Source organism: Streptococcus oralis (genome assembly GCF_026782085.1).
GTDB lineage: Bacteria > Bacillota > Bacilli > Lactobacillales > Streptococcaceae > Streptococcus > Streptococcus oralis_DA.
In genome coordinates, this window is record NZ_JAKUVW010000003.1 from 40550 (window position 1) to 66528 (window position 25979).

Below are 25979 nucleotides of genomic sequence, written 5' to 3' on the forward strand. Positions count from 1 at the left end.
AGCTCCTTTAGGCTTTTAGTCTTAGTTCTCTAGCGTTGTCTAGGACAAAATACTTGAACTCGTCTACCGTGTGGTCATCTTCTTTGATGACTTTGGGGTCATCTGTATTGAGTGACTTGTCATCATAGCGGTACATCTTATGCTCCTCTACAAATACCCTGTTATTAGGGATGTCAAGGTAGTAGAAACGCCCCTCAGCTAGTAAGCTAATAACCATGTCTATCATGGTCTGGTTTTTCTTCTTAGCCACAGGGTGCCAGCGCTCGCCATAATCTTTGAAATACTGGTTACGCAAAGCCCCCTCAGCACTATCAATGGTCATCTTGAGTTTAGGTACTCTGTAGGTCTTCATGACCTTGTCTATAAAGTCATGGATCATCACAGAGAGCTCACTAGGGGCCTTTTTGATGGTCTTTCCAGCTGGTGAGTAGTAAAACGTATCAAGCAAGATAACATTACCCTTGGCAGTTAGCCCATAAGCTCCACAGGCCGTCGCTGATTGCTGGTGTCCTGTATCCAGAGCAAATGATATACCTATCACTTTGTCGTTGTCTGGGAGGCTCTCTAGTGGCTTAAAATAGCTCATGTTATAGACATGATTACCTAAACCGATTACCTCGCCTAAATACATCCATCTGTAATAGTCAGGGTCCGTCTCCTTGTAACGCTCTATCTTGTCTTTCATCTGCCTAGACAAAAAACCTAGCTTGTCATCAAGGTAGGTGCTGTGATGTATCATGTAAGTAGGGTCACTAGCTTTCTCAGCAACCCACTCATTTATCCAGTCATAGGGATTTTTTGGGGGGTTGTATGTGAAATAGACCTTGACCTGTTTGCCGTTTGGTAGCTCTTGACGGATGAAAGTATCCTCAACTATATCAATGTCCTCACGACCTGCGAACTCAGCCAATTCCTCAAACCATACAGCCATTACATAGCCTTTGGCTATCTTCTGGGATTTGAGTTTCATTGGATCGTCTACGCCGTAAAAATAGAAGGCAGTGCCTGTCTTCTTATGTGTGATTTGTAAGGGTGATTTCCCAAACTTGAACTGATTAGCTAGCCCCATCTCATAGATGGCCCATCTTATCTGCTCATACACTGACATTCTCAAGTACTTACCTACTTTTCGCAAGACTACCACATTACCGTTGGGGTCATTGATAAAGTCATTTACAAGGTCAATAGAGACCACTGATGACTTAGTAGAGGCACGGCCACCCTTTAGCACTATATGGCTCTTGAGTGTATAGAGGACTTCATCAAATACTGGGTTAATCAGTTTCGCTAGGTTCAGTATTGCCATTATACTCACTCCTATCAAATGTAAATCCAGTAATGACTGTGTCATCTTCATTACCTGAGCCTAACTGTGCCTTGAGATTTTCAATTCTAAGGCGTTGCTCCTCTGTAACAAGTGGAGAGCGTGTAAGCTCGTCATAAGTCTTAATCATGCCTCTAAGCTCAGTCTGAGCTCTTGCTATTGCAGCTAAGGCCTTGCCTTGCTTATCCCATGATGTATGAATTTCATAGCTTGCTCCACCTTTTGCCGTGGTAGCTATAAGTACGCTTGTAGTATCATCAACATCCTGAACGTAAAGAATACGCTGAGCATGTAGTAAATTAGCATAGGTCAGCGTGATATTCTCCCAAAGAATGTCAATAGGCTGTTTTTCTGAAAGCTCTTGCGCTATCTCATATACCTCTTGAGGTAGATACTTAGCAAACAGTCCATGTTTGAGGGCGTTAGTGTTTCCCTTTGGTGCCCCATGCCCTAGAGCATTTTTACTACCCTTAGGAGCACCCCTCGGATTTTTGGAGCGTTCCGTATTTTTCTTTTGGAACGTTCCTTTTATTTTAGGTTCCCATTTGTCTTTACTTTTCCAACCTCGGACAGTGCCAGCTGAAACACCCAAACGCTCAGCAATCTCAATCAGTTCAATGTTTCCATTGTTCTCTGAATAGATTTCAAATGCTTTGTCTCGGTTGGGGTCTCTTGCTCTACCCAAGCCTAAACCTCCTGCTGTTTATTTGTTTTGAAAATATAAAAAAGCCACTCAAAGAGTGACTGTATGCAGTAAGTGGGTGCCTCCCCCACCAGAGCCTTATATAGCGCTACTTTATCTCTGTCCTACAGGTTAATCAGCCTAAATCTAATTACCGCCCTGTACCCCTATTGTGATAGCTACTCACAGAGATACAATTAGAACGACAGGGCTCGAACCTGCAACCAATAGATTAAAAGTCTACCGCTCTACCACTTGAGCTACGTTCCAACTGCAAGTAGACTACAGACTTGCGTGTTAATTAGAAATTACTTTCTTTTTTTATTTTGTGTAGTCTTTTTTTGCGATATTAAAACATCCTACTCTATCGCTACTGGTAACCCAAGCCAGCAGTTTTTCAGAAGCTTTTCTAGGCCGTTGCCTAAGGTGCCTTTGCTTTAATTCTTGATACTACCATTCTAACAGATTATTGTTACAGTGCACATCAAGATTGTCTAACTTTACGCAACGTTTTTTAGAACGTTCCAAATTATTCCAAATGTTCTAAAATTGTGCTAAGTTCTTCAATAGCCATCTTACGCATGTTATAGTACGAACTCTTGCTGATAGCTAGTTTGTCACAGATATCATCTACATACAATTTAGTAATGTAAGTCATTCTAAGGATAGACCTACTTTTTGGATTTTTAAGCCTATTGATCATCCTACCTAATTCAAGCTTTCTGTTGATAACCTCTTTAGTATCCTGTTCTATAGCCTCTTTCATCACGACAAGCTGAGTATAGACGTCATCAACTTTTCTAGCTTGACCACCTTGGACTTTGACGTCAGTCCACTTAGGACTTGAGAGCAAACCAGCCTCAAGTTCTTTGATTTCATCTATACGACTTTGAATGTCCATGTCAAGGTCTTGTAATTCTTTCAACAGCTCTTTAGCCTTGTTCACTCTCTATCTCCTTTTGTGGTATAATAATATTATTGAGATTATAGCTGGGACAGAGAGTGTCTTGGCTTTTTTATTTTAGTAGCTATTAAGTATTTTGATTGTTTCCTCATAGCTTAGATTTACTTTTGCTTTTTGTTCATCGTATCCAAGCCCAAAAACTTTTGGAATTCTGAAGTAAATAATACTAGCGCTAGAATGGTAGCTGACAACTGTGTAGATATGCTTGAGCAAATTTTTTCTGATCGCAATGTTTGGAAATGCTACAAGCTCCAACTTATCTTCTTTAGTTGTTTTCTTTGCTTTTATAGCTCCTGAATACGGATATTTTTTAGGTCTCATAATTTCACCTCGTCTCCAATCCTTAAAGTTTCGTAGCTTGTTTGTGTGACTACGAAAATGCCGTAGTTCTGTATTGTGATTGTGTACAGGTCACCAATCTTCTCCTTGTGGACGACTCTGCCTTTGATTTCTGCGCCTTGATTATCTGCTTTGTAGATTACAATAGGGCGCTTTTCTTCTAATTTCTTAATCTGGATACTCTGCCAGATATTCAAAATAGCTGACAAGACAATCCACAGTGCTATAAATCGTTTCATTTTACCTCCTCTAAATAATCTTACCGTCAAAAATCAGGGTAATTGTGCCTGTGCCGTTCTTATTGTCAGATACCAGAGCCCGACAATCGCCGCTTAACTCGACGCCCTCGATCGTGATACTGCGCTGAGATTTGTTGACGTGGATGATTGTGTCATTTGATGTCTTAATTCTCATATCAGCCCCCTAAGCATCAACTACTGGAAAATGAATATCACCAATCACCAAGGAACCTACGCTGTAATAATATCCGTTATGTTCTGCCTCACAGTTGGCGATAGCTACAGGGTTTTGATTGTGGAAGATGGTTACTTTGTTTTTATAACCTACTCCCCAATGGTCAGGAATTTCTTCCTGTTCTCCAATTTCAACATTAGTAATTACAGCGTCGAGCGACACATTTTGAAACTCCCCACCTGCTGAGGCACAGCAATCACTTTCAGACATTTCAATAGTGACTTTTGTGCCATCTTCAAGTAGTAAAAAATCTTTATCCCATTCCACGATACGCTTATAGAGCAACAGCTCTTTTAGTTCTTCTAATGTTCCGTATCTTGCATTTCTCCAATCGGGTTCATAATAGTCTGGTAGTTCGATAGTTTTTGTCATCTTAATTTCCTCATTTCTTCAAATACTCAGGCATAATCTCGCCTCATGCGTTCCATTCCATGACCTCCACCTCTACCTCTATGCGAGGGTTTAAACTGTAGAACTTGCCTACATCATGCAGAGCTATCTGACCGTCGTCCTGGAAGACGATCCCTGACATACTGTCATATAGCGCTTTTTCGTAGTTGTCAATGTCAGGCTTTTTGTCTACTGGTATGATTTCATCTAGGAGGGCCTGCTGGTTCTTCTTGACTTTGGAAATGTACTGAGGAGGTTTGATATAAAATCTAACCTTTGCCCTCAGTGCCCCCTCAAGAATGGGCTGACCCATGTACTGATTAGCAATCAGTAACTGGCAGTTATTGCGCCAGGATTTCATATCCTTGTCTTCGTAAGTCGTGGTGAAATTCCCACGCCTCGCAAACCGTGGCCGTGATTGGGGCTTAGGCTCAATGTTCAGGGTTAATTTCATCCTAACTAAGCTCCCCTCTCAATCCACAGAGATCAAAAAGATTTTGTTTGTTAGCCTCGATATATTCAAAGAATATTTGTAACTCAGCTAATTTTCTTTTCTCTTTCTTAACTCCTAAGCTCGTATGGTATTCTATGTCCTCCTCAGGTTTCGCCTTAATGTCTAGCCAGTAAAGAGGCTCAAAAACGTCCCCATTTTCATCTAAAGACGGTTCTGCGTCCTGGTTTCTAAAAACCATCTGTATATCATAGCCAATCATATTTTTGATTGTGATTTCTTTATTTTCAATCTCGATTACGATTGATGTTTTTGGTACGTTTGTTTTTGTAATCATTAGCCTATTCCTCCCGCAAATATTGATACATTCCATACATCAGCCAAGGAATTTTTTTCTTAGTCCCATCTGCCATGTAAAGAACAGCCTTGTCATAATATCGGTGTTTCTTTAATTGTTCAGCCACAGCGCTGTCAACTTCCACATTTTGATAAGTTTCATCAACACCACTCCAGCGCTTGCCACAACAAGGGCAATAAGTTGTGTATTCTGATTTCTTATCAATGATTTCATCAAATTTAATGTCTGCTTGTGCCTCGTTTTCGGCTTCTATGATGACATGTGCTGAAACATTCTCATCTTCTACAAAATATCCTCCAGAATTATTTTGTCTATAAACATAAAAAGTCATGCTAATTATACTCCTTGATTTTTTGGTTAAAAAAGTGTAGTTTGCAAAGGGTACACATCTTCAAATGGCACCCCAAGCCTTAGACAGTCTCGCTTGATGTCCATTGTAGAAATGACGTACTTGACGCCATTATTTTTCTTGTCGTAGTGTGGAAAAGTGTATCCATCATTTTCAATTTTGGTCTTGATGTCCGTTTTGGTTTCAGGTTCCCAGTCCACCCAATCCGCCCACTCCATGCTGGTCCTCCTCAAACTTTACAAACGTTAGCCAGTGTGTTGTGCCTCTTTGCTGACCAAATAAGGGCTTGAATGGTATCACCTCTAGTAATTTCTTTACATTTATCTGACAATCAGACCATTTAAAAACTAGTGTGCCTCCAATTTTTAGAACTCTCATACATTCTTCAAAACCTTTGGCCAAATCTTCCGACCAGGTAACTTTATCCAGCTGACCATACTGAGCTTTCATGATTGAGTTTTTACCTGCCCATTTTAAATGAGGTGGGTCAAAAACAACCAAATTAAAAGTATTATTTTCAAATGGCATGTCACGAAAATCACCAATAACATCAGGGGCTACGTTGACCTTTTTGTCATGTATCTCAAATGTTTCTTGCCTAATATCCATGAAAGTTGTATGCCTCTCGTTTTTATCAAACCAAAACATACGACTTCCACAGCAAGCGTCAAGTATTTTAATATCTGACATCGATACCTCCTAAAACGGCAAGCCGTCATCTGGTAGATCAAATGGGTTAGGATCGACAAAAGGCGAGCTATCTCCATTTTGGAAACTGTTGCCTTGCCCTTGTCCGTGCTGACTGTTGCGACTCTCTAACAGAGCGACGCTCTCAGCGACTACTTCGGTTACATATCGACGCTGACCGTCTTTCTCGTAAGACCTGACTTGTATGCGTCCAATGATCCCAATAAGTGAGCCCTTGCTGCAATACTGAGCAATGATGTCCGCTGTACCTCTCCACGCTTGGAAATTGATAAAATCAGCCTCACGGTCTCCATTTTCGTTCTTGAAATTGCGATTGACCGCAAGTGTACCCTGTAAGCTAGATACATTGTTAGGCGTTTTCCGTAGATCAGGAGGCGCTACAAGCCTCCCAACCAATGTGACGTTATTGATCATCTGTTTTGTCCTCTCTAGCGCTACGCTCTCCCAAGAGGTAGCCTAAAAACATCCATAGGATAGCCATTCCAATCTCTTTGATAAAATCATTCATTATTTCTCTCCTTTGCATTCATAACATACATTTTGGCCTACATCTTTTGCCTTGATTATTGATAAGCTACCACATTTCTCACAGTTGATTAAAAAACCTAAACCATTTGAATTGATACTGCTTATATTGTTCTCTGAGGGAACTTTGTAAATAATCAATGCGGATGTATGCCAATATTCAGCACTGACTCCACTGTCAGCGACAGCAGACACATTTGATTGAAATTTGATGTCAATCAACTTAATGCCTGGATTTTCGGCAAGCCAGCTATTTATTTGATCGTCAATCGCCTCATGATGTGGATAATCACATGAAAAAAATACAGTTTTAATCATATTCCTCTCCTGGATTGTGCCACCAGACAATCAGGTCATCCTGATTGTCTCTGATGTACTGCTCAAATCTTTCAAAGTGGACGATAGCATGTTTTAAGCGTTGCATACCCTCTCCAGCTTTTGAGCAAAAGCCACAAACTTTAAAGACAGGCTCAATCATGTCAATAATTTCTACGACTTGGCCATCGAGGTTCCAGACGCTATCCTCTCCCACCTTAAAATCTAGGATAAACTCATCCCCTAAGTTGTGGATAACTTGCAATCTCTTGCCGTCTGAGTAGATGGATACGCTGTCAGATACTTTTCTGATGTCCATTCTTATCTCCCCATAGACTCTGGAGATACATCCCAAGATTTTTCTATCTCCAGTTTTCTTTTTTCGCCATACAAAGTCGCTAATAGGTTTTCTATTTTTCCTATCAACTCATCAGGTACTCCGTACTCAGCCAATTCTTCTGAAATTTTTTCAATTTCTGTCATATCTACCACCCACATTGATCATTGAGTTCAGCCTGAGTCAGTGGCTCAATACGTTGATAACCGCTGACTTGATAGTTCTTTTTAAAATCAAATCCAAGTTGACTTAGACCAGCCTTGAAACGGTCTTTTTCGGCTGTGTCTACAAAATACACTTCCAAAGTCATTTTTTGGCTATATCGTTTCAGGTCGTTTTCAGCCCCTCTGAGAGCGTTGGGCTCATTTTGGGGGATTTGCTCACTGTCCAAGATTTCGCCTGTCTCTGGGTCAAATTTTGGGGTCTCTGTTGATTTTGGAGCCTGTTCTTGCTGTTTGGATTGTTGAGCTGCTAAAAGCTCCTGATTAGCTCGCTCTGCTCGTTCTTGAGCTTGTCTGAGCTCTTCCTTTTGCTTTTCAAATTTATAGTCAGCTTTGATTTGTTCAAAGACCTCAGCAAGAGTCAAGTCTTTCAGCTGTCTAATGTAAGGCGAGTCAGTCATACCATACTCAGCACAGAGTCCTGAAATAGCTGACTTAGCCTTTTCAAATTCTTGCTGTTTCTGATACTCAAATGTGACCATGTCATCAAGTGACTTCATAGTGGCTTTTTTAAGCGTCACGCCGTCTGCCATGAAATCGCTAGCCTTGACATACTCAAGGGCCTTTTCATCAAAGAGACGAGGATCCAGCATGTACTCAGCTGATTTGTTGGCTATGTAACTCTTAACCGTATCTATTTTTAGTTGTCTTTGATGTTCTTCAATTTCCTTGATACCTTTATCAAATTCACTAACTACGGTTGCAAATGGTTCAATAATTGACTTTGCATAACTATCCCATGTGTTAGCCGTCTCTGATAGCAAGTTTTTAGTGTCGATACGGATACGATTTTTAGACTCAATTAGCTTATTAAATTCAGCTCGCTTTGCCTTGTCGTCTTTGAGAGTACTAGCTGTAGGAATATAGTCCTTGTACTTTTCAGTAGCCTCTATGAGGTCTTTTTCAAAAGACTCTCTAGTAAGCTCATCCGTTGTAATCATTTCATAGATTTTATTGATTTTCTTATCATCAATAACTTGTAATTCTTGCATGTTGTCCTCCTAGTATTCTAGTTCACCGTCTAGCAATTCGCCCTGGATTGTCTCCTCAGTTTGAGCAGGTTCGGGATCTGCATGATTTGCCTCTTGCTCTTTGTTGAATTGCTCAATCTCGGCCATCTTGCGTGCTACGACATCCTCACGGCTCTCTTGAGGTGTGACGTCTTTAGGTGTGTTATCCAGCTGAATTTCATCAGCCTCATAGCTTGCTCCAAGCTCAGCAGGGAACGCCTCACGGTAAGCTGACACTAGAGCTACTTTCCGTATCATGACACAAGGCATAGTATCCCAGTTATTCTCACCTATTGGCTTGCCGTATGAGTTCATCACTGGATAAGTAACATCTTTCCCCTGTTGTGTCAGTTCCTTAACTCTTGCACGTATTTTAGAATTGTCATACTCCTCAAAAGATACTTCTGTTTCCGTTGGGTAAGTACGGTCTTTGCGGTACACCTTGGCCCAACCGCCAAGAATTTCAGCACCTTTAGGAATAAATGCTCCTTTTGAGTATTTAATTTCACCGTCCAACAGATAGATTACGCCTGCCTCTTTACCATCAAATTGTGGATGACTATCTGCTTTCTTTTCAAAAGCTGATTTGGCAGTGACTATCTGGGCTGGCTGAGTGCCATACTTGATAAAATAAATTTCTTTTGTAAATGGATTGAGGTTTTGGGCTTTGGCTTGAGCTATAAAATAGGCAAGCTCCTCATCACTAGCTTTTCCTTGCGGGTCAAGATACTTTCTGATAATGCCGCTATTAAGTAGCTGAGGGTTAGTCAGAAAGTCCCCTTTTGCTTCTACAAGTTGATTGTTTGTCATTTTCTTCTACCTTTCGTTGTGTTCTCTATTCATAGGCTAGCAATCTCCTACATAAATCCATTGACCAGCGCTGAAAATCCAATCAGCTGGGTCACGTTCTTCCCTGGGTTCAGGAGGCTGCAAGTAATCACGGTCATAGTCAAAGGTGCCAAATAGTCCTCTGTCCATTGATTGCCTCCTAACCTGCCATATCTTGATAGACATCAATCAGGCGCTGTTGCATTGCGACTGTGTCAGCGTACTGTCTGCGACTACGTCCAATCTCCATATTTTCATTAAAGAGCTCTTGTAGCAGGTCGTTCTGTTGCTTGATGATGTCTTTAAGCCGTTTGTTTTCAGTTTGGAGAGTTCTGACATCAATTAGATTGCTGTTTGATTTTGATTGGCCATCACCCCAAAGGTCATCTAGTCCAAAAAATTCTTTTAGTTTTGCTAACATTATTCTTCCTCCTCATCATCTTCTGTCATGTTCTGCTTAATCGCCTCACTTGGGCTCATACCATTTAATACATCTTTGATGACATGTGAGATGTCGTGGGTTACTTTCAATGACTTTTCTAACTCATTAGGTAGTCCCAAAAGTTTTACAGTTAGCAATCCTAACATGGATAATTTATGTAACTCCTCTTGCAGCTGTTCGATACGTTCAATTTTTTCTTGTTGTGTTTTGATAATTTGGTCTTTGTCAATCATGATTTTTTTCCTGTGGATAACTCAGTTATCCTTTTCTTTATTTAGATTAGTAGTAGTTTGTTGTAAATTAGTAATTATTACTAAGTTAGTGACGTAAGGCTTAGATTATTATTAAGTTAGTCATTATTATTTATTAGTTATTATTAGTGTCGGATTTTTCAACTTTTGAACTTTTCAACTTTGTAAAATTCAACTTTTGAACTTTTCAACTTTGTAAAGTCAGTAAGTTGTAAATGAACCCTTTCGCTATTCTGTGGATAACTCTTTCTCAAGATTACTTACCCAATACTCCCAATAACTATCTGAAATTGGTACGTCTTGAACTAAAGGAAAGTTCTGAATACCTTTACCACGGCCAAAGCTCTTACGATAAACACGGATATAGCCAGCCTCTTTCAGCTCATCAAAAGCGGCCCTGTGAGCGTCACGCCCATTCCTGGAGCGTTTGGAAAGCTCATCAATGTAAGGGCGCCATGTATCCTTATTAGACATCAGTACCAATAGCAACCCTTTAGCTTGCAAGCTCAGTTCTGAGTTTTGAGCTGAGTGGTTGTTCATTTGAGTGTAGTTCTCGTTGGTATTCCTGATTATATACTGCATACCTCATATTTAAGCCCCTTTCTGTAACTCTCGCTTGTGCATTCCTAAAATGATGTCATAGTACGAATGACCAGCAGGGATGACATATCCTGTCAGATCGTCAACTTGAGAGCCATCTGCCATGATGTTTACAATTCGTGGCTCCCATTCCTTTTTTACTGTTTTCATGATATAATTACCTCGTAAAGTATTTTGCTTAGTCCCTCAATGGAATTGCCGTTCCAGAGGGGCTTTTTTGTTTCTATCCTGTTAAGTATTCCTGATTGAGAAACTTGTTGATAAAATACTGTTGACCCTTGCCAGTGACCTTAGTTGTTGTATTGACAGTTGTATGACCGTCGGCATGATTGATGTTTGTCTTCTTAAGTTCAAACAGTCCAAGCTGCATGCTTTTCTGAGTTGGCTGGTTCCAAGACTCCCCACGACGACTAATTAGGTAGCCGTTAGAGCGTAGCCATTGAAAAAGTTTGTTTTGACCAATGTCAATCCCATTCTGTTTCAGGATTTTAGCTAGTTCACCAATTAAACAAGATGACTTACTAGCGCTGACTGCGTCGGCAAATAGCACCTTAGGACGGTCAGCCTCAATCTGAGCCTCTAACTTGTGGACTTTCTGATCAGCCATGAGTAAGGCTCTTGCCATGATTTTCTCAGGGCTATTAAAGTCTTTCTCTACTTGTATAAAGTATTGTCGGACTTGCTTACCTCGCTCCGTTCGCTGGATCATAGCAATTTCTTTAGCCATGTCTAGCTTGATGACGTGGTCAGTTGTTGTCTGTAAGCCTCCAGGGGTCGGACATTTTTGGGTCACCCTTGAGAAATCCTGATTTTCTTCAAAGCCATACTCTGCCATTCGCCCAAACCATTTCCTGTACTCTGTTTTTACACCTAGAGCCCAATGCAAGTGCCTAGCTGACACTACTGGCTCCTGATTATCATTCAGGGTTACGCTGATGAGTTCATTCATGTTTACTCCTTTCTCTTATATGATTTTAAATCATATAAAGCTTAAAATTTTTATGTCTCCTCTTTATTTATTCCAAGAATGTCATCAGTAGACACATTGAAAAACAAAGCTAGACTAATGAGATACTCACCTGAAATCTTTGTCTGGTCTTTCTCCCAGTTGCTAATAGATGTTTGAGTAACACCTATTTTTTTTGCTAATTCACGCTGTGACATCTTATTATGCTTAGCTCTCAATTCCGCAATAGTGACCATATATGAGTTGCTCCTTTCTTGATGATGATTATATTTTATATGATTTTAAATCTCATGTCAAGTATTTTATATGATTTATTTTCTCTTTTTTTGAAAAAGGCGTAAGATTTATATTTTATTTAAAACTTTTTTCTTATATAGTTGATTTATAATCATAGTTTTGATATAATTTACTTATCAAAAGATAAAAAGGAGGTATCCTATGGAACAATTAGGAGACCGAGTTAGGAAGTTGAGAGAAGGTCGTAATATGACCCAGACTGAACTTTCAGAAATACTGGGCATGAAAACCTACACCACTGTTTCAAAGTGGGAAAAAAACGAAAATTTCCCAAAAGGAAAAGACCTTAAAAAACTAGCAGAGATTTTCAATGTTACATCAGACTACCTTTTAGGGCTTACAGATGATAAACTTAAGAAAATTACAACGCAAAACGAAAAAACTGAAATTATTTCAATTTATGACCAGCTAGAAGAGCCAAGACAAGAGAAAGTCCTTAATTATGCTAAGGAGCAACTTGAGGAGCAAGAGAGCTCTAATATTATTTCTATTTTCGACAAGCCTCAAGATAACGAGGACTACATTACTGATTATGTAGAGGGTTTGGTAGCTGCTGGACATGGTACTTTCCAAGAGGATAATCTCCACATGGAGGTAAGACTGAGAGCCAATGATGTTCCTAACGAGTATGATACAATAGCTAAAGTAGCTGGCGACTCAATGGAGCCACTCATAGAAGATAACGATCTATTATTTATTAAGATTACTAGCCAGTTAAACATCAATGATATTGGTATCTTCCAGGTAAATGGGAAAAACTTTGTTAAAAAACTTAAAAGAGATTATGATGGTTCATGGTACTTGCAAAGTCTAAATAATAGCTATGAAGAAATCCATCTAACAGAAAATGACGACATCCGTACAATCGGAGAGGTCGTAGATATTTATAAGGTTTAAAAAATTTAGCATAATTAAGAAAGGAATATAAAATAATGGCTAAATATGTAAAACGTTGTCCAAAATGTGGCAGTGATCAAATTGAATACATGATGCAAGAGCGCAAGAGCTTCAACGGTTGTGTAGGATGTATTGGGTGGCTTATCGCTTGGCCATTCGTTCTACTTGGATTTGTGGGTAAAAAAGGGAAACACAACTGGCACTGTCGCAACTGTGGATGTGTATTTAAGTCTAAAAAATAAAAAAAGCCCCACGCTCAGAAGTTTGGCGACCGAGAGCGTGAGGCTGGTAATTACAAGAAAGGATTTTCATGGAGATAACCTCGCATGATGTCTTTTCTTGTACCTATTTTATCAAAAAAGGGGTACAAATTCAATGAAAACAACAAATAAAGTAGCTATATACGTCAGGGTGTCTACTACCTCACAAGTTGAGGAGGGGTACTCTATCGATGAGCAAAAAGCTAAGCTCTCTAGCTACTGCGATATTAAAGACTGGAATATATACAAGATATATACTGATGGTGGGTTTTCTGGGGCAAATACTGACAGGCCAGCACTAGAGGGACTTATCAAAGACGCTAAAAGGAAAAAATTTGATACAGTGCTAGTCTATAAGCTGGACCGTCTTAGCCGTAGCCAGAAAGACACGCTTTACCTTATTGAGGATATTTTCATAAAGAATAATATAGCGTTTTTGAGCCTACAGGAGAACTTTGACACCTCTACTCCTTTTGGAAAGGCTATGATTGGGCTCTTGAGCGTCTTTGCTCAGCTAGAAAGGGAGCAAATCAAGGAACGTATGCAACTTGGTAAGATAGGACGTGCCAAGGCTGGAAAATCCATGATGTGGGCTAGGACATCTTATGGATACGACTACCACAGAGACACAGGAACCATTACTGTCAATCCAGCTCAGGCCCTGGCTGTTAAGTTTATCTTTGACAGTTATCTGAGAGGGAGATCCATTACTAAACTGAGGGATGATCTAAATGAGAACTATCCAAAACATGTGCCTTGGAGCTATCGGGCGGTCAGAGCCATACTAGATAACCCTGTCTACTGCGGTTTCAATCAGTTCAAGGGAGAAGTTTATCCAGGTAATCATGAACCAATAATTACAGAGGAAGTTTATAACAAGACAAAGGCAGAGCTAAAAATCAGGCAAAGGACAGCAGCAGAGAACGTCAACCCTAGGCCATTCCAAGCAAAGTACATACTATCAGGCATTGGCCAATGTGGATATTGTGGCGCACCTTTAAAAATTATTTTAGGAGTAAAGCGAAAAGATGGGAGCAGGTTTAAAAAATACGAATGTCATCAAAGACACCCAAGAACACTGAGAGGCATCACTACCTACAATGATAACAAAAAATGTGACTCAGGATTTTATTACAAAGATGACCTTGAGGCTTATGTACTGACAGAAATCAGCAAGCTACAAGATGACGCTGGTTACTTGGACAAAATATTTTCAGACGACAATTCCGAGACCCTAGACCGTGAGAGCTACAAGAAACAAATAGAGGAGCTATCAAAGAAATTGAGTAGACTTAACGATCTATACATAGATGACCGCATTACTCTTGAGGAATTACAGAGCAAGTCAGCCGAATTTATAAGCATGAGGGGAACTCTTGAGGCTGAACTGGAAAACGATCCAGCTCTTGGAAAAGACAAAAGAAAGGCTAATATGAGGGAGCTGCTAAACGCTGAGAAAGTCTTTTCAATGGACTACGAAAGCCAAAAGGTGCTTGTTAGAGGGCTTATAAACAAGGTCAGGGTAACAGCTGAGGACATTATTATCAAGTGGAAAATATAAATAATTTTAGTAACCTACATTTCTACCAAAGTGAAAGCTTTAACCTTGGCTTTTTTTAAATTTGTCATGAGTTTTTTCATTTTAAAAATTTACCTCCATATTTTGATACATGGGCATAAGCATTGCCGCATAAAGTAAAACGATAATCAGGGCCACAAAGATAAAAACCAGTGGCTGCACCAGATTCATGGTGCGGTTGACTCGGGTAAAAAAGACTTCCCAAGTTTTTTCAGCATAGATTTCCAACTCACTCCCCAGCTTGGACTTTACTTCTCCATACTCAATGATGAGACTCAGCTCCTTTTTAAAGAAAGGATAGGTCGTTATGGTTTGAGAAAATTCGCGGCCATTTTGCAGGGCTTGAGCCAAATCTTGACCGATTTCTTTAAAGAGCTGAGAACCTTGTTCCTGCATGATCTGAAAAATTTGCGTCAGCTCCATCCCCTGTGAAATCATATTGCCCCATTCACGCGCATAATAGGCCGTCAGATAGGTCTGGACAAAGATTCCTAGAAAGGGAACCCGTGCCAACATCGAGAAAACCCGCATCTTGGAACTTCTTTTGTAAAAAGTGAGGGCTAACAGTAAAGATAGAGAGCAAACCAACACTAGCCCCAGAAAAATTTGTGGCAGATTGCCAATGATTTGGGTGGCGATATTGCTACTGTCCAGTTGGGGGAGCAAATAATTCCTGAGCCCCAACATGATTAGCAGGAGAAATCCCAGCAAAATCAAAGGATAGGCCGCTACTTCAATTAACTTCTTCTTGACCTTGGACAAATTATCCAGATATTCTTCTATCTTCCCCAAACTCAGGTGAAGATTCCCATGTACTTCAGCTAGAGATAATTGGGTCACAATAGCACTTGAAAACCCCAAGCTGTCCATCATCTCTGAAAAGGATTTCCCCTGAGACAAGCCTTGGTGCATCCGGGCCACATAGTCCTTTTCCAGCAGGGCACTTCTGCCCAAAAAAGAAATAATTTCCACCAAATGAAAGCCACTGGAAAAGAGGTTGTTAAACAGGGTGATGATTTTCTTCTGCTTAGCTGTAGCTAATTTTTTCCGTTTCAGCCTGAAGACTTGTGATATGTCCATCTTTAAGAAGCTGGTCAATCTGCGCATTCCAGCTAGTTGGCTGGTGTTCTTGAAAGTCTTTGTTTGCAAAGTCAACGATTCCTCCTCCCCCGATTAATCTCTGGTAGCAGACTCCTTGCAGAACAACTGCTAATTCTTCCTCCGTCACACCTAACTCCAGAAGGCGTTCATAAACACCTCGGATACTCTTGGCATGAATGGTTGAAAAGACTGTCGCCCCTGTCAAACTGGCTCTGACCACTGCACGCGCCGTCTCGCTATCCCGAATTTCACCGATAATCAAGAGGTCAGGACGATGCCGGAGAGACAGTTTGATGAGATTTTCATAGGTCAAACCAATCGCTTCATTCAACTGCAACTGGAGCATGTCTTCCTGCTTGATCTCGACAGGATCTTCAATGGACATGATCTGTTGCCCCATAAACAGAGACTTGGCTAATTCGTGCATCAGAGTCGTCTTGCCACTTCCGACTGGACCTGCAAAGAGATAGAGTCCCCGTTGCCTGTACTGCTCACCCAGTTCGTTCATATCCTGAAACCAGAAATGCAGGTCCTGCTCCTCATCGTGCAACAAACGAATGACCAAACTCTCATGTCCCCGATAATCTCCCACGGTAGACAAACGCAGAGAAGACACCTTCTCCCCATGCTGATAGTCGCAAGAGCCCAGTTGACTACGTCTCTTCTCTCCTACGTTCATACCCGCCACAAACTTAAAATGACTAATCACAGCAGCTAAAACATCAAACTCATAGGAGTCAACGAGACACCGCTCGTCTCCAATCCGCATGTGAAGCTCGTAGGACTTTTCCTTGGGAATGAAATAGATATCCTGAGCCTTCTTTTCTTTCGCAGTAGCAATAATTTTCTGTGCAATTTCTTGTACCATACCGCCCTCCTTATCTAACTATTCGCAAAAAAATAAAAAAAGCAACTTAAAAAGTTACTTTTTTATCTCCATTTCATGCGGCAAGAACGGTGTTTTTCTTGACCTGTTTGTTTTTCGTAGCCTGGACGTAGCTTTTCATCGGGGATGACTTGCTCATCCTGTAAAAGTGCCAAAGAATGGTACTGCTGCAAATACTCATCGCACTCATCACACCAGCGTTGGTCGGCAGGATCCCAAAAAATAGTCATCAAATCACTCCGACTTTTATAAAGAGGATTCTTCTTTTCCAGCTCAAACCAGCATGATTTATAATATTTTAGAGCATCATAATACTTGTCAAAAGATTGACTCATGATGACATCTTCTTCCCAACCTTCTATGAACCACCACGGTTCAAAATCCCCATACATTTCTATAACACGATACATTCTTACTACTTCCTTTGTATCGTATATTATATCTAATTTTTTATTACAAGAAAAGGATTTTGCTTGTTTCCCCCATTAGCAATTTCTTTAATCCTATTATTTTCATCTGATAATAAAAATAGGAGTCCTTTATTGACCCCTATTTTTATCATCTTAGGCTTGATAACGTTTCACACCATCTAGGTAGGTTGCTACCAATTCCAAATCTTTATCCAGTACGATAAAGTCGGCATCATAACCTTCACGGATTTGACCACAGACATCATCGATGTGAACAGATTTTGCTGGGTTGAGGCTGGCCATCATGACTGCTTCATGCGGATTCGCAATGCCCCATTCGACCACATTCTTCAAACCATCTTTGAGTTTAAGGATAGAACCTGCCAAATTGCCTGTAGATTTGAGGCGAGCAGTTCCATTAGCAACTACTACTGGGAATTCTCCCAACATGTAGTCGCCATCTTCCAAGCCACCAGCTGTCATACAGTCTGTGATAAGGGCGATATTTTCAGTTCCCTTTTGTTTGAGCAAGATATCACAGGCCTTTGGATCCACATGGTGACCGTCACAGATCAACTCTGCATAGGTATGTGGCAACTCATACATGGCTCCCACCATACCGAGCTCACGGTGAGTCAACCCACGCATTCCATTGTAGGCATGTACCCAAACGCTTGCTCCAGCATCCACTGCTTTTTTAGCTTCATCAAAAGTCGCATTTGAGTGTCCAAGAGCAACAGTCACTCCTTCACCCGTAATTGTACGAACAAAGTCTTCTACACCTTCGCGTTCTGGCGCAAGGGCAATTTTATTGAGCAAGCCATTAGCTGCTTTTTGCCAAGCACGAAACTCATCCATACGAGGGTCTTTCATATAGGCAGGGTTTTGAGCTCCTTTGTATTTCTCTGTGAAATATGGCCCTTCAAAATAAATCCCACGAATTTTCGCTCCACTTGCTTCCTGGTAACGAGCACCGATATTTTCAGTTACTGCGAGCAACTGCTCGTAAGAGGAAGTCAAGGTCGTTGGCAAGAAGCTGGTAACACCCGTGCTAAGCAATCCTTCACTCATGGTATGAAGGGTTCCTTCGATGTTATTGTCCATGACATCCACACCACCAAATCCATGAATATGGGTATCCACAAGCCCAGGGGCAATGCTATAACCTGTATAGTCAATCACCTCAGCTCCTTCAGGAATCTCTTCTACATGCTTTCCGAACTTGCCATCCACAAGTTCCAAGTAACCGCCACGACGAACTCCGTGTGGGTAGAAAAACTGATCCGCTTTAATATAATTAGGCATAATGATAACCTCCTTGATAGATTGATTCTAGAATTTATTATGTCAATTACATTATAAACCTTTCTTTTTCATTTGTAAATGGTATAGACCTATTTTCTAGAGATATTTTAAAAGAGCTGGATTTCTCCAACTCTTTAATTTTATTTTGATTTCACAGGCAGTTCTTGAGCAGCCTTAACAGCAGCTGCAATCGTCTCTGCGTAAAGTTTAGCACCTTCTTCAATCATGTTGCTATCATTCCCAAAGTGGACTTGGTCGGTTCCTGCCCAGATTTCAGGGTGTTCCTTAGCAACCTTATTCCAGTCAGCTATGCTCACGTAAGGATTCTTTTCAGCTAATTCCCGTGCATAAGCCGCATACTGCTCCACTGATGTGTAAGTGTCCTTGCTCTTGTCTCCCTCATAAGGTGTCACCAGTATCAGATGGTGTCCTTTCGGTAGATTGTTCACGATGCTGTCCAAATCATTCTTATAGCCTTCAGGATTATTGACTCCCGTTGCAATGACAACTGTTTTTAGCAGCGCCTTGTTCTGACTGTTATTGAGCATAATATCATTGGCTTGCTTGGTCGTTCGACTAACCTGGGCATTGATATTTGCTTCAGGAAGTGCCTCTTGTAAGGCTGTATTGGCACGCAAGGCTACCGAATCTCCTATTAGGCTTGTTCCATCAGAAATTCCTAAACGACTCAGTTCAGCTTGTTCAGCAAGAGTCTTTGTTTGTCCTATATTGGTCTGGGCTTGTTTGAAACCATTGACCATCAAGTCTGTCTCAAAAGCTCCAACTTGAGGAGCCACAGCTATGATAATCAAGGTAATCAAGGTAAGAATGCCAGCAGCACCAGCACTAATTGGTTTAATATGAGGCAATCGACTAATCTTCCGTATTAAAGGATTGGATTTACCGGCAATCAATGGCTCAATAATATAGAAGGATAGGATAGCAAAGAAATAAGAAAAGATGATCGTCAGAATAACAGCAGGCAGATTACTCATCAACTGAGAAAAGATAATATAAAAAGGCCAGTGGAAGAGATAAACCGCGTAGCTAGTATCCGCTAAAAATGTAATGATCCGAGGTTCTTGTATCTCAGGCGTTTTCTCATGCAAGACACGCGCAGCAAAAATCATGGTCACTGCCGCTAAACTTGCTAGCAAGAAGCCAAATAAGTACGCAAACAGGTAGGTGAACTTGACAAAGAAAGTCAAGAGCATTAACACCAAGAGACCTGCAGCAAATACCAGTAGATTTTGACGAAGATCCCACATCCGGTCAAACTGCTTGACTAAATCGCTCGTCTGACGAACCCCCACAACTGTCGCTAAAATGCTTCCTAAAAAGAAGGGATAGACATGGGTCAAACTTGAAAAGTAGACAGATGAATAGGAACTAGCCATTAGACTACCAATAAACATGGAGAAAAAGCTAATGATAAAAGCTCCTGCAGAAAGGAGAAAGACCATCCCTCTCAATTGACTACTAGATTTTGAACGTTTCGATAAGAACCAAACCGCTAAGCCCCAAAGGATATAGTAGTGAACCTCAACAGCTAGACTCCAGTTGTGAACAAAGAGATGCGGAATGAACTGGGATTCATAACTTCCCCCTGTTAACATTTCGTAGAAGTTGGTCATAAAACCGAGAACTCCAGCTATCTGGCCACCAATTCCAGCAACATAGTCTTGACGAACCAAGAAAGTAAAAGGCATGGTCACCAAAACCATCAGCACTACAGGTGGCACGATGCGGTAAAACCGTCTCTTAAAAAAGCCCAACAAATCAATCTGATGTGCCTTCCCAAATTCTTCTAAAAGGAGGGAGGTGATCAAAAATCCTGAAAAAGTGAAAAAGACATCTACCCCAAAGAATCCTCCAGGAAAGATTGTTTGAAAGAAGTGGTACAAAAGCACCAAAAGTAAACCTGTAATCCTAATCAAGGAAAACCATTTAATACGCATACGAGTCTATTCTCCATTAAATTAGGAAGTAAAACACCACCTAATTTCCATTCCATTATACTCCCTATTCTATCAAAAAAATAGGAAAAATCCTAAGAGAAAACTTAGGATTTTGGCATTCTATTTTTACACTTTAGAAATTGCGCCCTGACTTGTTGTAGCCATATTTTTCTACAAAATACTCACGAAATTCCAAGAGATTGTCATCCATGATGGCTTGGCGGACCTGCTTCATCAGGTTGAGCAAGAAGTAGAGATTGTGGTAACTAGTCAAGCGGATACCAAAGGTTTCATCAGCCTTGAGCAGGTGACGAAGATAAGCGCGTGTGTAGTTCTTACATGTGTAGCAATCACACTCAGGATCCAGTGGCGTAAAATCTTCAGCGAATTGGGCATTCTTGACAACCAAACGACCTCGGCTGGTCATACAAGTTCCGTTACGAGCAATACGAGTTGGCAAGACACAGTCAAACATATCTACACCACGAATGACTCCATCAATCAAGCTATCTGGCGCTCCCACACCCATCAAATAGCGAGGTTTGTTTTCAGGAAGAAGTTGGGTTGTGAAGTCCAAGACGGCATTCATTTCTTCGTGCGTTTCTCCCACTGCCAAACCACCGATAGAGTAGCCTGGGAAATCCATGCTGACAAGGTCATGAGCTGACTGACGGCGAAGGTCTTCAAAGCCTGCCCCCTGTACAATTCCAAACAAACCTTGGTCATGCGGGCGACGGTGAGACTTCAAACCACGCTCAGCCCAACGGCTAGTACGCTCGATTGATTTCTTAACGTAGTCATAAGGTTGGTAAAACTGAGGACATTCATCAAAAGACATCATGATGTCGGAGCCTAGATTATTCTGAATAGAGATGGCCTTTTCTGGCGATAGGAACATCTTGGAACCATTGAGATGGTTTTTAAAGGTTACTCCTTCTTCGGTGATATTTCGGCTATCAGCTAGGGAATAAACCTGGAAACCACCACTATCCGTCAAGATTGGTTGGTCCCAATTCATGAACTTGTGGAGACCACCTGCGCGTGCGATGAGTTCATCTCCAGGGCGAAGCCAGAGATGATAAGTATTAGACAGGATAATTCCTGATCCCATCTCCTTCAACTCCTCTGGTGACTGGGTTTTTACAGTAGCTTGGGTTCCAACTGGCATAAACATAGGCGTTGGAAAGGTACCGTGCGGAGTGATGATTTCTCCCAGACGAGCTCCCGTGTGTTTCTCTTTCTTAATCAAACGGTATTTGATTGGTGAATCTGACATTTTTTACCTCCGAAGCTGGGAAAAACAGTCCCAGTTCATACTTTGTGCCCAAAGGCATACTGTATGATTTTATCAAAAAAACCAGGAACTGTCACGAACTATGGTATAATGAGAGAATGAAATACCCAAAAATTGATTTAAAAACCATTCGTCTGCAGACGAGGCAATTTCAGGCTGAAAATCCCCGCCTCTTTCTCGTCTATCTCTTACCTAGCATACTGGTCATCTTATCAGGCTTTCTCAACCCCTTGGCTCGTCTCCAAGAAAGTGTTTTAGAGCAATCCTTTTTCAGCATGCTGGCACAAGTGCTCCAAGCCTATCTCTTCCCACTAGTGGTTTCTTTTGTGAGCACGATTTTTCTAGCAGGTGCTGCCTTTGCGACACTCCGACTCCTCAAGGATCCTGATACAGAACTCTCAGTAAAATCAAGCCTGGCCCTCTTTGCTGAAGAGCGCTTCTCGCAAACCTTCCTAACTCTGCTCCTCAAACGTTTCTACCTCTTTTTATGGAGCATTCCAAACTTAGTAGGCGTTTATTTTCTCTTTTATAGCAATCTCTTAGCTCGGAGATTTGTCGCCCTACATCCTGAATTTCCAAAATTAGACCTCTCATCCCTTGAAACGGAGCAGTTCCTTATGACCTTTGGCCTCTACTTTTTCGCGAGTCTCATCTTGATGATTGTAGGGAACATCCTCTACGTTCCACAACATTATGCCTACTCGCAGGTAGAATTCCTCCTCTGCGATACTCTAGATTTAGGACAGGCTAAACCCCGTCAAATCCTGAAAACTAGCCGTTTCTTGATGAAGGGTTACAAATTCCAGCGCTTTGTCCTCGATCTACAACTACTCCCTTGGTACTTCCTCAATTGGATTACTTTTGGAATTGCTAGCTTTTCACTCCTTCCCTATATCCAGAACAATCATATCTTCTTTTACAGAGCCCTACTAGCCCGTAAACGTCGAAATGGATAAGAGTCTACAAAAACCAGCGTCGTTCAGGACGCTGGTTTTCTTATTTCAAAAGTAACATACTCAGCAGAGTCAAAATAGCAGGCCCACCTTGCTTCAGAATAATCTTCTTGTTTATCCTGAAGAATTTACACACAAAAAGAAGCGGGAACTCAATCAGTTCCCAACTTCCATTTTAATGATTAGTTCATTGAAACGTGAACGTGGTCATAGTGGTTTTCGGTCACACTACCACGATCCGGCATTGGATTCCACGTGTAGGCTGGTCCATATTTACTATCATATGGAGCGTAGAAACGTTGTTTCCAGATGATGTAGTTGATACCACGGCTAGCCATATTTTGGACTGCATATTCTGCAATTTGATCCCCGAGTGCTGAACTCACTGGAACCATAAAGTCGATGGCCAAACCTTTTCCATGGTCGCCACTGTCTCCAGGACGGTAACCACTAAAGGATGTGATGCCAAACAAGTTGGCGATTTCTTCCTTAAAGGCTGCTGTTTGCGGTTGAAGACCAGCATTCTCAGACTTAGCTACAGCAAGTCCTGCATAGTCAGGAGCTGCTGGAGCTGAATACGTTCTTGAAGGAGTTTGGCTTTGCTCTGCTTGATAAGTCGAAGTTGCAGTGTCAGAAGTTGCTGTTGATGCTGCTGTTTCTTCTGCTGCACTTGTTCCTGTTGTATCAGCAGGCGTTTCAGTTGCCGACGCAGCTGCTACTGGGGCTTCTGCTGGAGTTGTTGCTGCCGTTTCTTCGGTAGCTGGAGTCGCTGCTTGTGGAGCTTCTTCAACTGGACTAGTTGTTTCTGCTACTGGTGCTTCCGCTGGAGTCGTTTCAGCTGTTTCTTCAGCTACAGATGTTTCTGTAGATAGTGTCTCTTCAGCAACTGTCGCTGTCTCAGAAACTTCTGAACTTGGCGCTACTTCTGCTGGTTTTTCAGTCTCTATTGCAGTTGGAGCTTCCTCAATTGGTTGAGAAAGGTCTTCTACTTGAACTGTTTGTTCATCAACTGTCACTTGATTTGTCGTCAAATCAGCTGTCGCAGTCGTCACTTCTTCACTAGCATCTGCTTGAGGAGTTTGGATTTCAACTTCCGTTACCTCTTCTGCCTCATTGACAGTTGTAGTGAGGACAGTATCTGGGAAAATCAAGTCCATATTGGTGATTTTGTTCAAATTAGCAAGAACCGTCACATCTACTCCCAAAGCTTCTGCAATCGTGCTCAGGGTATCACCATACTGAACTGTATAGCTGTTTTTGTTTTCGTTTTTCGTCACATCATTTTGGATTTGCTCAACGCTACGTGCTGTCCAAGAGATTTCTTGAGCTTTAGCTCCTAATGCGGGAGCAAGAGATAAGGCTACTGTTGAGGCTAAAATAATTCTTTTCTTCATTCGTTCATATTCCTTTCAAATGAGTACCTGTCTATCATAACACAAAAAAAGCAGAAAAAAAGCCCTCTCGGGCCTATTTAACAGAACTGTCTATTCCTTGTAACAAACTAGATCAGTTGAAATAGTTTGTTAGCCTTCTGTCATAAAACTGACACAATCTTTTTATTGCTCATCCTCAAAAATGTAGGGAATATCTGCCAATGCTTGAATCCTCTGATTCCCTTCATAAGACGACTCTAAAAAGTTAATGCTTTGAATACCGCTATTCTGGGCAAATTTCACATCCAAAGTCCGGTCCCCTAGATAATAGGTAGTCCTAGGATCCAACTCATATTTGTCTAGCAGATATGTCGCCGCTTCTGGACTGGGCTTGCGTGCAAAACCACTCTGATTAGTTAAAATTTCTGTGAAATAACATTCCAAACCCAAGTCTCTTAGAATGGTAAAGGCATTGTCTCCTTTATGGGTATAAACAAACTGCATAATCCCTGCTTCATCTGCCCAAGCCAACACTTCACGCGCACCTGGCATCAAAACTATCTGGGCATTCTTCTCAGCCAAACTCTGGGCACGCACCTGATTGAGCACTTCCACATCCAGTTTTCGCTCTTCTGCCACCTGCTCCAGTAAATCTTGCACCGAAAACTTGAGGATAAACTCTCTCACTTTCTCCTTGTCATAAGGAATAGAAAACTGACCAAAGGTTTCCTCAATCCCTGACAAAATCGCTTCGTAAGAGTCCAATAAGGTTCCATCTAAATCCCAAATAAAAGCTGTTTTTTTCATTTCCTATCCTTTCAAGCTCATATAACTTTGGTAACGGTAGCGTAGAAATAACCATCGAAAACCATTGTCCAATAACGTTCCAGCCCAAATACCAGGCAACCCCCAACCAAGAACAATACCCATAAGATAGGCTGTCCCTATACGGATACACCACATCCCAATACTTGTCGCATAAAAGGGGAGGCGAGCATTTCCCAATCCCTGCCAAACTGCCGTATATATAACTGTCCCTGTCGCCATGGGGGTTCCTAGTAGAGAGAACAGTGCCACCAAAACGCTCGCTTCAACCGCTACAGGATCGGTCGTATAGAGATGAGTCAATGGTGTCCCCAAGGCATAGATACTGAGAGTTAAGGGCAACATGAGAAGCAGGGAAAGCCAAAAGGTTTGCTTGCTCAAATCATCTACTCTTTCCCAGTTATCCTCTCCAACTGCTCGAGCTACCTGCATGACTGTTGCCGTAGCGACGCCAAAGGCAGGCATATAGTTAAACTGGGTCAAGACTTCTCCGACTGCATTTCCAGCTACTGCCTCCGTTCCAAAAGATACAACTAAGGCAATGATGACGACATCTCCAGCTCGCATCATGAGACGTTCTCCTGCCGCTGGCAAAGCCAAAGTCAATAGTTCCTTATCTAAACCAAAAGTCGGTTTCTCAAAAGGCAGCTTTAATTGTGACCACAAAATCACAAGACCGACTAAGCGAGACAAGATAGTCCCCCAAGCAACACCCGCTATGCCCATATCAAGGACAAAAATAGCTAGACTTGAAAAAATAATATTCAAGGCATTGGATAAAAGACTAACATAGAGAGGCAGACGCGGATTATGCGTTGCACGAATCAAGGCACCTAGACTCGTCATCAAGCCCAAGAGAACAATCGATCCGCCTACCAAAGATAGGTAGAGTCCACCACTCTCGGCCACATCCTGCTCAGTTCCCAAGAGCCCTATCATCTCTTGCCCAGCAAAGATGGATAAGGCCCCTAAAAGCAAACTTAGTAGTAAGGTAATCTTCAGCGCTTCAGTCACATGATAAGCTAGCTTCGACTGATCTTTCTGCCCCAAACTTTTTGAAATAACGCTGGAAATAGCAGCTCCCAGAGCGATAAAAATCGCCTGGTAAATGGTGATAATATTGCCAGCAACTGAAACACCCGAAATAGCGATTAAGCCCAAGTGAGCGACCAAGTAACTGTCCACCATTCCCATGAGCATCTGCAAAAAGTTTTCACCCATAGCTGGCAATGCAATATTAAGAATGTCTCTATTTTTCTTAAACAATCCTTCCTCCTGATGAAAAGAAACTCAGTTGGTTTCCCAA

Annotated in this window: 38 protein-coding genes and 1 tRNA gene; 4 read left to right on the plus strand and 35 right to left on the minus strand. The window is 41.4% G+C overall.

Features of this window, described 5'->3' with window-relative positions; genetic code table 11:
* Positions 1-7: 7 nt before the first annotated feature.
* The 26 genes from MK395_RS01750 to MK395_RS01875 all read right to left on the minus strand — a co-directional run bounded on the left by MK395_RS01750 (position 8) and on the right by MK395_RS01875 (position 11771).
* On the minus strand, positions 8-1306 hold the full coding sequence (locus MK395_RS01750) for a PBSX family phage terminase large subunit (protein WP_268711150.1): 1299 nt from the start codon (positions 1304-1306) through the stop codon (positions 8-10).
* A complete protein-coding gene (gene terS / locus MK395_RS01755; protein ID WP_268711151.1) occupies positions 1275-2009 on the minus strand; it encodes a phage terminase small subunit in 735 nt (244 codons plus the stop codon). The genes MK395_RS01750 and terS overlap by 32 nt, the downstream gene beginning before the upstream one ends.
* Positions 2010-2203: 194 nt before the next feature.
* Positions 2204-2276, minus strand: a tRNA-Lys gene (locus tag MK395_RS01760).
* A 259-nt stretch (positions 2277-2535) separates the two neighbouring features.
* Positions 2536-2952 (minus strand): DUF1492 domain-containing protein, encoded by a 417-nt coding sequence (locus MK395_RS01765; protein WP_268711152.1) that lies wholly within the window; start codon positions 2950-2952, stop codon positions 2536-2538.
* Positions 2953-3027: 75 nt separating this feature from the next.
* Positions 3028-3291, minus strand: a complete 264-nt coding sequence (locus MK395_RS01770; RefSeq protein ID WP_268711153.1) for a hypothetical protein — start codon at positions 3289-3291, stop codon at positions 3028-3030.
* Entirely contained in the window at positions 3288-3548 is a 261-nt protein-coding gene (locus MK395_RS01775) for a DUF1372 family protein (protein ID WP_268711154.1), read from the minus strand. Before MK395_RS01775 ends, MK395_RS01770 begins: the two co-directional genes overlap by 4 nt.
* A 10-nt stretch (positions 3549-3558) precedes the next feature.
* A complete protein-coding gene (locus MK395_RS01780; protein WP_162837232.1) occupies positions 3559-3723 on the minus strand; it encodes a hypothetical protein in 165 nt (54 codons plus the stop codon).
* A gap of 9 nt (positions 3724-3732) precedes the next feature.
* Positions 3733-4155, minus strand: a complete 423-nt coding sequence (locus MK395_RS01785; protein WP_268711155.1) for a DUF7448 domain-containing protein — start codon at positions 4153-4155, stop codon at positions 3733-3735.
* 43 nt (positions 4156-4198) lie between these two features.
* The gene (locus MK395_RS01790) at positions 4199-4627 is read right to left on the minus strand and encodes a RusA family crossover junction endodeoxyribonuclease (protein ID WP_268711156.1); all 429 of its coding nucleotides are present in this window, start codon (positions 4625-4627) and stop codon (positions 4199-4201) included.
* Between the two features lies 1 nt (position 4628).
* Positions 4629-4961 carry a hypothetical protein gene (locus MK395_RS01795; RefSeq protein ID WP_268711157.1) on the minus strand — a complete coding sequence of 111 codons (333 nt, stop codon included), beginning with the start codon at positions 4959-4961 and terminating at the stop codon, positions 4629-4631.
* Between the two features lie 4 nt (positions 4962-4965).
* The gene (locus MK395_RS01800; RefSeq protein ID WP_268711158.1) at positions 4966-5313 is read right to left on the minus strand and encodes a DUF7296 family protein; all 348 of its coding nucleotides are present in this window, start codon (positions 5311-5313) and stop codon (positions 4966-4968) included.
* A 26-nt stretch (positions 5314-5339) separates the two neighbouring features.
* The gene (locus tag MK395_RS01805; RefSeq protein WP_268711159.1) at positions 5340-5549 is read right to left on the minus strand and encodes a hypothetical protein; all 210 of its coding nucleotides are present in this window, start codon (positions 5547-5549) and stop codon (positions 5340-5342) included.
* Positions 5515-6021 carry a class I SAM-dependent methyltransferase gene (locus tag MK395_RS01810; protein ID WP_268711160.1) on the minus strand — a complete coding sequence of 169 codons (507 nt, stop codon included), beginning with the start codon at positions 6019-6021 and terminating at the stop codon, positions 5515-5517. The genes MK395_RS01805 and MK395_RS01810 overlap by 35 nt, the downstream gene beginning before the upstream one ends.
* A 9-nt stretch (positions 6022-6030) precedes the next feature.
* Positions 6031-6453, minus strand: coding sequence for a single-stranded DNA-binding protein (ssb, locus tag MK395_RS01815; protein WP_268711161.1), 423 nt, complete (start codon positions 6451-6453; stop codon positions 6031-6033).
* A gap of 93 nt (positions 6454-6546) precedes the next feature.
* Positions 6547-6882, minus strand: a complete 336-nt coding sequence (locus tag MK395_RS01820) for a sporulation protein Cse60 (protein WP_084882584.1) — start codon at positions 6880-6882, stop codon at positions 6547-6549.
* Complete coding sequence (locus MK395_RS01825) at positions 6875-7198, minus strand: hypothetical protein (RefSeq protein ID WP_268711162.1); 324 nt, start codon at positions 7196-7198, stop codon at positions 6875-6877. Before MK395_RS01825 ends, MK395_RS01820 begins: the two co-directional genes overlap by 8 nt.
* A gap of 2 nt (positions 7199-7200) precedes the next feature.
* Complete coding sequence (locus MK395_RS01830; RefSeq protein ID WP_268711163.1) at positions 7201-7362, minus strand: hypothetical protein; 162 nt, start codon at positions 7360-7362, stop codon at positions 7201-7203.
* Between the two features lie 2 nt (positions 7363-7364).
* On the minus strand, positions 7365-8429 hold the full coding sequence (locus MK395_RS01835) for a DUF1351 domain-containing protein (protein ID WP_268711164.1): 1065 nt from the start codon (positions 8427-8429) through the stop codon (positions 7365-7367).
* Between the two features lie 9 nt (positions 8430-8438).
* Positions 8439-9257, minus strand: coding sequence for a phage recombination protein Bet (bet, locus tag MK395_RS01840; protein ID WP_268711165.1), 819 nt, complete (start codon positions 9255-9257; stop codon positions 8439-8441).
* 36 nt (positions 9258-9293) lie between these two features.
* Positions 9294-9425: a hypothetical protein gene (locus MK395_RS01845; RefSeq protein WP_261674093.1), complete on the minus strand. Its 132-nt coding sequence runs from the start codon at positions 9423-9425 to the stop codon at positions 9294-9296.
* A 10-nt stretch (positions 9426-9435) separates the two neighbouring features.
* Complete coding sequence (locus tag MK395_RS01850; protein WP_268711166.1) at positions 9436-9696, minus strand: hypothetical protein; 261 nt, start codon at positions 9694-9696, stop codon at positions 9436-9438.
* Positions 9696-9950 carry a hypothetical protein gene (locus tag MK395_RS01855; RefSeq protein WP_268711167.1) on the minus strand — a complete coding sequence of 85 codons (255 nt, stop codon included), beginning with the start codon at positions 9948-9950 and terminating at the stop codon, positions 9696-9698. Before MK395_RS01855 ends, MK395_RS01850 begins: the two co-directional genes overlap by 1 nt.
* Before the next feature lie 246 nt (positions 9951-10196).
* Positions 10197-10550, minus strand: a complete 354-nt coding sequence (locus tag MK395_RS01860; protein WP_084882565.1) for a helix-turn-helix domain-containing protein — start codon at positions 10548-10550, stop codon at positions 10197-10199.
* A 9-nt stretch (positions 10551-10559) separates the two neighbouring features.
* Positions 10560-10718: a BOW99_gp33 family protein gene (locus MK395_RS01865; RefSeq protein ID WP_162837231.1), complete on the minus strand. Its 159-nt coding sequence runs from the start codon at positions 10716-10718 to the stop codon at positions 10560-10562.
* Positions 10719-10791: 73 nt separating this feature from the next.
* On the minus strand, positions 10792-11517 hold the full coding sequence (locus tag MK395_RS01870) for a phage antirepressor KilAC domain-containing protein (RefSeq protein WP_084882562.1): 726 nt from the start codon (positions 11515-11517) through the stop codon (positions 10792-10794).
* Positions 11518-11567: 50 nt separating this feature from the next.
* A complete protein-coding gene (locus MK395_RS01875) occupies positions 11568-11771 on the minus strand; it encodes a helix-turn-helix domain-containing protein (RefSeq protein WP_084882559.1) in 204 nt (67 codons plus the stop codon).
* 202 nt (positions 11772-11973) lie between these two features.
* Between MK395_RS01875 and MK395_RS01880 the strand changes: the two genes are divergently transcribed.
* The 3 genes from MK395_RS01880 to MK395_RS01890 all read left to right on the plus strand — a co-directional run bounded on the left by MK395_RS01880 (position 11974) and on the right by MK395_RS01890 (position 14550).
* Positions 11974-12729 carry a helix-turn-helix domain-containing protein gene (locus MK395_RS01880; protein ID WP_084882557.1) on the plus strand — a complete coding sequence of 252 codons (756 nt, stop codon included), beginning with the start codon at positions 11974-11976 and terminating at the stop codon, positions 12727-12729.
* Positions 12730-12764: 35 nt separating this feature from the next.
* Positions 12765-12971: a hypothetical protein gene (locus MK395_RS01885; RefSeq protein ID WP_084882554.1), complete on the plus strand. Its 207-nt coding sequence runs from the start codon at positions 12765-12767 to the stop codon at positions 12969-12971.
* 133 nt (positions 12972-13104) lie between these two features.
* Positions 13105-14550 (plus strand): recombinase family protein, encoded by a 1446-nt coding sequence (locus MK395_RS01890; RefSeq protein WP_268711168.1) that lies wholly within the window; start codon positions 13105-13107, stop codon positions 14548-14550.
* An 81-nt stretch (positions 14551-14631) separates the two neighbouring features.
* On the opposite strand, the gene comGB is transcribed toward MK395_RS01890, so the two are convergent.
* From comGB to tgt, 6 genes are all read right to left on the minus strand, one after another.
* Positions 14632-15648: a competence type IV pilus assembly protein ComGB gene (gene comGB, locus MK395_RS01900; RefSeq protein WP_268711177.1), complete on the minus strand. Its 1017-nt coding sequence runs from the start codon at positions 15646-15648 to the stop codon at positions 14632-14634.
* Positions 15596-16537, minus strand: a complete 942-nt coding sequence (gene comGA, locus MK395_RS01905; protein ID WP_268711169.1) for a competence type IV pilus ATPase ComGA — start codon at positions 16535-16537, stop codon at positions 15596-15598. Before comGA ends, comGB begins: the two co-directional genes overlap by 53 nt.
* 62 nt (positions 16538-16599) lie before the next feature.
* Complete coding sequence (locus MK395_RS01910; protein ID WP_000286399.1) at positions 16600-16965, minus strand: DUF1033 family protein; 366 nt, start codon at positions 16963-16965, stop codon at positions 16600-16602.
* 153 nt (positions 16966-17118) lie between these two features.
* Positions 17119-18270, minus strand: a complete 1152-nt coding sequence (gene nagA, locus MK395_RS01915; RefSeq protein WP_049538705.1) for an N-acetylglucosamine-6-phosphate deacetylase — start codon at positions 18268-18270, stop codon at positions 17119-17121.
* Positions 18271-18410: 140 nt separating this feature from the next.
* Complete coding sequence (locus MK395_RS01920; protein ID WP_268711170.1) at positions 18411-20228, minus strand: acyltransferase family protein; 1818 nt, start codon at positions 20226-20228, stop codon at positions 18411-18413.
* Positions 20229-20361: 133 nt separating this feature from the next.
* Positions 20362-21504, minus strand: a complete 1143-nt coding sequence (tgt, locus tag MK395_RS01925) for a tRNA guanosine(34) transglycosylase Tgt (protein WP_268711171.1) — start codon at positions 21502-21504, stop codon at positions 20362-20364.
* 116 nt (positions 21505-21620) lie between these two features.
* Between tgt and MK395_RS01930 the strand changes: the two genes are divergently transcribed.
* Positions 21621-22478 (plus strand): DUF975 family protein, encoded by an 858-nt coding sequence (locus tag MK395_RS01930; protein ID WP_268711172.1) that lies wholly within the window; start codon positions 21621-21623, stop codon positions 22476-22478.
* A gap of 179 nt (positions 22479-22657) precedes the next feature.
* On the opposite strand, the gene MK395_RS01935 is transcribed toward MK395_RS01930, so the two are convergent.
* The 3 genes from MK395_RS01935 to MK395_RS01945 all read right to left on the minus strand — a co-directional run bounded on the left by MK395_RS01935 (position 22658) and on the right by MK395_RS01945 (position 25939).
* The gene (locus tag MK395_RS01935) at positions 22658-23869 is read right to left on the minus strand and encodes a LysM peptidoglycan-binding domain-containing protein (RefSeq protein WP_268711173.1); all 1212 of its coding nucleotides are present in this window, start codon (positions 23867-23869) and stop codon (positions 22658-22660) included.
* A gap of 162 nt (positions 23870-24031) precedes the next feature.
* A complete protein-coding gene (locus MK395_RS01940) occupies positions 24032-24655 on the minus strand; it encodes an HAD family hydrolase (RefSeq protein WP_268711174.1) in 624 nt (207 codons plus the stop codon).
* A 3-nt stretch (positions 24656-24658) separates the two neighbouring features.
* The gene (locus tag MK395_RS01945) at positions 24659-25939 is read right to left on the minus strand and encodes an MATE family efflux transporter (RefSeq protein ID WP_084848887.1); all 1281 of its coding nucleotides are present in this window, start codon (positions 25937-25939) and stop codon (positions 24659-24661) included.
* Positions 25940-25979: the final 40 nt, after the last annotated feature.